Consider the following 3,719-nt stretch of genomic DNA (forward strand, 5'->3'; position numbering starts at 1 on the left):
GCGGCCAAGACCCACCTGCCGTCCTGGGCGATCCCGATCAGGATCACCTCGTACCTGCTCTTGTCGATCGCCTCCAGCACGCTGCCCGCGCCCATGAGGGACACGGCGTGCTCGGAATTACGACCCCCGAATACGACGGCGACGCGCGGCTTGCTCATGACGTCCGAATCTACCGGTGTGTCCCTCCTACAGCGAGTCAAGCCCTGGGGTGGTGTCCGCAATGGTCGGGTCACACCCCGTATCGCTCAGGTTTCGGCGAACGCGACATCAGCAGCATCCCGGCCTCGGTCGGCGACATGCCGTCGTGCACGACGCCCACGACGACCTCGGTGATCGGCATCTCGACGTCGTGCTTCCTGGCCAGCTCCAGCACCGACTCGCAGGACTTGACCCCTTCGGCGGTCTGCCTGGTGGTGGCGATCACCTCGGCCAGCGTCATGCCGCGGCCGAGCCGTTCGCCGAACGTGCGGTTGCGCGACAGCGGCGAGGTGCAGGTGGCGACCAGGTCGCCCATGCCGGCCAGCCCGGCGAACGTGTGCGGGTCGGCCCCGAGCGCCGCGCCCAGCCGGGAGATCTCCGCCAGACCCCTGGTCATCAGCATGGCGGAGACGTTGTCGCCCATGCCCATGCCCACCGACACGCCGACCGCCAGCGCGATGACGTTCTTGACCGCCCCGCCGAGCTCGACGCCGACCACGTCGTGGTTGGTGTAGGGGCGGAACCACGGCGGCAGGTGGCAGGCCTCCTGCAGCCGCTCCGCCACGCTCTCGTCGGCGCAGGCCACGACCGTGGCGGCTGGCTGGCGCTGGGCGATCTCCTTGGCCAGGTTGGGCCCGGAGACGACGGCGACGCGATCCTCGGCCACCCCCGCCACCTCGCGGATGACCTCGCTCATCCGCTTGGTCGTGCCGAGTTCGACCCCCTTCATCAGGCTGACCAGGACGGCGTCGCGGGGGATGTGCTCGCGCCAGGCGGCCAGGTTGGGCCGCAGCGACTGCGAGGGCACGGCGAGCACCACGAAGTCGGCCCCGTCCAGCGCCTCGGCCGGATCGGTCGTGGCGCGCAGCGAGCCGGGCAGCGCCACCCCCGGGAGGTAGTCGAGGTTGGTGTGGGTGCGGTCGATCGCCTCCACCAGCTCCGGCCTGCGCCCCCACAGCGTGGTCCGGTTGCCGGCCTCCGCCAGGATCATCGCGAACGTGGTGCCCCACGAGCCGGTGCCGAACACGGCGGCCTTCGTCATCGGATCACTGCCTCGCCGGGTCGTAGGGGGACTCGGGGGCCTTCTCGCCGCGCAGCTCCGCCAGCTGCGCGGTGACCGCCGCCATGATGTCGGCGGTCGCTTCGCGCAGCACGTCCGCGTGCGGCGGCCGGTCGGCGTACCTGGACAGGTCGACGGGCGGGCCCACCGACACGTGGAAGGTCTTGCGCGGGAACAGCCTCGGCCTCTTCTCTCCGTACGGCAGCAGCTCGTGCGCCCCCCAGTGGGCCACCGGGATCACCTGGGCGCCGCTCTGCAGCGCGAGCCTGGCGACGCCGGTCTTGCCCACCATCGGCCACAGGCCGGGGTCTCGGGTGCAGGTGCCCTCCGGGTAGAACAGGATCGCCCCTCCCTCCTTGAGCCGCTGCGCCGACTCGTGCAGCGACCTGGCCGCCTCGCTGCTGCCCCGGTCGACGGGGACGGCGCACAGCGCGCGCACCGCGCGGCCCAGCAGCGGCACCTTGAACAGCGCCGACTTGGCCAGGATGACCGGCCAGCGCCCGTGGTCGTACAGGAAGTGCGCCAGCAGGACGGGATCGGTCCAAGACAGGTGGTTGGCCGCGATGATCACTCCGCCCTGGCGGGGGACGCGCTCCCCGTGGCGCCAGTCGCGCCCGACCAGCAGCAGTGACAACGGCTTCACGATCACCACGGCCAGGATCTCCCAGAAACGCGATGGTCGCGTGAGGCGCCTCATGCTCTCCTCCAAGCCGAACGGTTTGCGCCCCAAGTCTCCCGGTTCGCCGCAGGAGATGTCGAGGCGCGATGCTTAAGCCTATGAGCAACCGCTGGTCACTGGTCATCCCGGTCAAGACGCTGGTCGCGGCGAAGACCAGGCTGGCCGCCGCGACGGGGCCGCACCGCGCGCGGCTGGCCGTCGCCGTCTCGTGCGACACCGTCTCGGCGGCGCTCTCCTGCCCCGCGGTGGAGCGGGTAATCGTGGTGACCGCCGACCCGGCCGCCGCCGGGCCGCTCGCCGCGCTCGGCGCCGACGTGGTGCCCGATCCCGACCGCGGGCTCAACACGGCGCTGCGCACGGGGGCCGCCCATGCCGTACGGCTCGCGCCGGGCGATCCCGTGGGCGCCCTGCAGGCGGACCTGCCGTCGCTGCGGCCCGCCGAGCTGGCCATCGTTCTGTCGGCTTCCGCCGAGTTCGACCAGGCCTTCGTGCCCGACGCGCTCGACGTCGGCACGACGTTCTACGGGGTGCGGGCCGGGGCGCCGTTCAAGCCCAGGTTCGGCGGTGAGTCGCGGGCCAGACATCTGGCGGGCGGCGCCAAGGAGCTGTGCCTGGACGGCATCGAGTCGGTGAGGCAGGACGTGGACACCCCTGACGACCTGCGCGCCGCGATCGCCCTCGGCCTCGGCCCGCACACCGCCGCCGTGGTCGCCGAGCTCTGGCCGTCACCCTGAGCCGGGGACCGGGAACGTCGACAGCGTGATGTAGGTGATCTCGCCGCCCGTCACCACCAGGCGCACCCGCTGACCGGACCGGAGCAGCAGCAGCGGCCCCGCGTCGAAGGCGGGCGCGCCGAACGGCAGCACCGTCCCGTCGTCGAGGAAGACCGTGCCCGAGCGGGTCGCCTCGTCGAAGCCGCGCACCGTAGCCTGCACGGACATCAGCGTAGACGCTCAGCCGCCCAGGGGGCGAGCCGCATCCGGGCGGGCACGCGAAACGCCCGGCTCCCAAATTCGTGAGAGCCGGGCGCGTGGGATGTCGTTTACTTCTTCTTCGCGGCCTTCTTGCCGCCGACGTTGACCAGTTCCTTGAAGTCCGAGCCCGGACGGAACTTCGGCCCCCAGCTTTCCGGGACCTTGATCTCCGCCCCGGTGGATGGGTTCCTCGCCGAGCGGGCCGGCTTGTGGGCCATCTCGAACGCGCCGAAGCCCGTGATCGAGACCTTGTCTCCGCTGGCTACCGTCTTCTGGACGACTTCGATGATCGCGTTCACGGCCTCGGTGGCGGTCTTCCTGTCACCGACCCGCGTCGCGATGGCGTCAACGAGCTCTCGCTTGTTCATGTAAGTTGTGCTCCCCCCGTTACGGCTCGGGGTTCCAGCTCACGAAGTTAAGACGTAGAAACCCCTTACTCTCCCGAAACTAAGCCTGATTGCGGGCGAACTCAATCACCGGGCGTGCTTTCGGGTGCGCGTGGCGTGTCGAGATCGCCGCCCAGCGAGGCCACGAAGGCCTCCAGCCGGGCCGCGGCACGCCCGGGATCGCGCTTGGCCAGCTCGCAGATGGCCAGATATCTGCGGGCAAACCTCTCCTTCTCGGGCGCGGGAAGCGCGACGACGCGGCGGTACGCCTCGCGCAACCGCCGCGCCAGTGAGTCGTCGTCTAGACGGTCGTCGGCAGCCATGGCTGCCGACCATTCTCGTACACCGCCACGTCCTCGGCGTGACGCAGGGTCAGGCCGATGTCGTCGAGGCCCTCCATCAGCCGCCAGCGGGTGTAGTCG

Annotated in this window: 6 protein-coding genes and 2 pseudogenes; 1 reads left to right on the plus strand and 7 read right to left on the minus strand. The window is 70.8% G+C overall.

Translation table 11 applies throughout. The annotated features are described in order from the left end of the window. The 3 genes and pseudogenes from DAT37_RS03950 to DAT37_RS03960 all read right to left on the minus strand — a co-directional run. Positions 1–158: pseudogene (locus DAT37_RS03950) on the minus strand (D-alanine--D-alanine ligase A); the annotation flags it as partial. 71 nt (positions 159–229) lie between these two features. Then, positions 230–1,240 (minus strand): NAD(P)H-dependent glycerol-3-phosphate dehydrogenase, encoded by a 1,011-nt coding sequence (locus DAT37_RS03955; protein WP_109523311.1) that lies wholly within the window; start codon positions 1,238–1,240, stop codon positions 230–232. Positions 1,241–1,244: 4 nt separating this feature from the next. Further along, positions 1,245–1,955 (minus strand): lysophospholipid acyltransferase family protein, encoded by a 711-nt coding sequence (locus DAT37_RS03960; RefSeq protein WP_109523312.1) that lies wholly within the window; start codon positions 1,953–1,955, stop codon positions 1,245–1,247. An 80-nt stretch (positions 1,956–2,035) separates the two neighbouring features. Between DAT37_RS03960 and cofC the strand changes: the two genes are divergently transcribed. After that, complete coding sequence (gene cofC / locus DAT37_RS03965) at positions 2,036–2,671, plus strand: 2-phospho-L-lactate guanylyltransferase (RefSeq protein ID WP_109523313.1); 636 nt, start codon at positions 2,036–2,038, stop codon at positions 2,669–2,671. Here the strand turns inward: cofC and DAT37_RS03970 are convergent. From DAT37_RS03970 to DAT37_RS03985, 4 genes and pseudogenes are all read right to left on the minus strand, one after another. Further along, positions 2,663–2,878 (minus strand): hypothetical protein, encoded by a 216-nt coding sequence (locus DAT37_RS03970; RefSeq protein WP_198654082.1) that lies wholly within the window; start codon positions 2,876–2,878, stop codon positions 2,663–2,665. The two genes, cofC and DAT37_RS03970, sit on opposite strands and share 9 nt — an antisense overlap. 101 nt (positions 2,879–2,979) lie before the next feature. Then, a complete protein-coding gene (locus DAT37_RS03975; RefSeq protein WP_109523314.1) occupies positions 2,980–3,279 on the minus strand; it encodes an HU family DNA-binding protein in 300 nt (99 codons plus the stop codon). Positions 3,280–3,380: 101 nt separating this feature from the next. Then, the gene (locus DAT37_RS03980; RefSeq protein ID WP_109523315.1) at positions 3,381–3,620 is read right to left on the minus strand and encodes an SCO5555 family protein; all 240 of its coding nucleotides are present in this window, start codon (positions 3,618–3,620) and stop codon (positions 3,381–3,383) included. Then, positions 3,599–3,719: pseudogene (locus DAT37_RS03985) on the minus strand (3-isopropylmalate dehydratase small subunit); the annotation flags it as partial. The gene DAT37_RS03980 and the pseudogene DAT37_RS03985, both read right to left, overlap by 22 nt.

Origin of the sequence: Nocardia aurea, from assembly GCF_003123685.1 — a bacterium.
Taxonomy (GTDB): Bacteria; Actinomycetota; Actinomycetes; order Mycobacteriales; family Mycobacteriaceae; genus Nocardia; species Nocardia aurea.

What these genes read in the sequence shown, in the direction of transcription:
- DAT37_RS03955 (WP_109523311.1), bottom strand. Translation starts at nt 1,240, where the DNA reads ATGACGAAGGCCGCCGTGTTCGGCACCGGCTCGTGGGGCACCACGTTC.
- DAT37_RS03960 (WP_109523312.1), bottom strand. Translation starts at nt 1,955, where the DNA reads ATGAGGCGCCTCACGCGACCATCGCGTTTCTGGGAGATCCTGGCCGTG.
- cofC (WP_109523313.1), top strand. Translation starts at nt 2,036, where the DNA reads ATGAGCAACCGCTGGTCACTGGTCATCCCGGTCAAGACGCTGGTCGCG.
- DAT37_RS03970 (WP_198654082.1), bottom strand. Translation starts at nt 2,878, where the DNA reads ATGTCCGTGCAGGCTACGGTGCGCGGCTTCGACGAGGCGACCCGCTCG.
- DAT37_RS03975 (WP_109523314.1), bottom strand. Translation starts at nt 3,279, where the DNA reads ATGAACAAGCGAGAGCTCGTTGACGCCATCGCGACGCGGGTCGGTGAC.
- DAT37_RS03980 (WP_109523315.1), bottom strand. Translation starts at nt 3,620, where the DNA reads ATGGCTGCCGACGACCGTCTAGACGACGACTCACTGGCGCGGCGGTTG.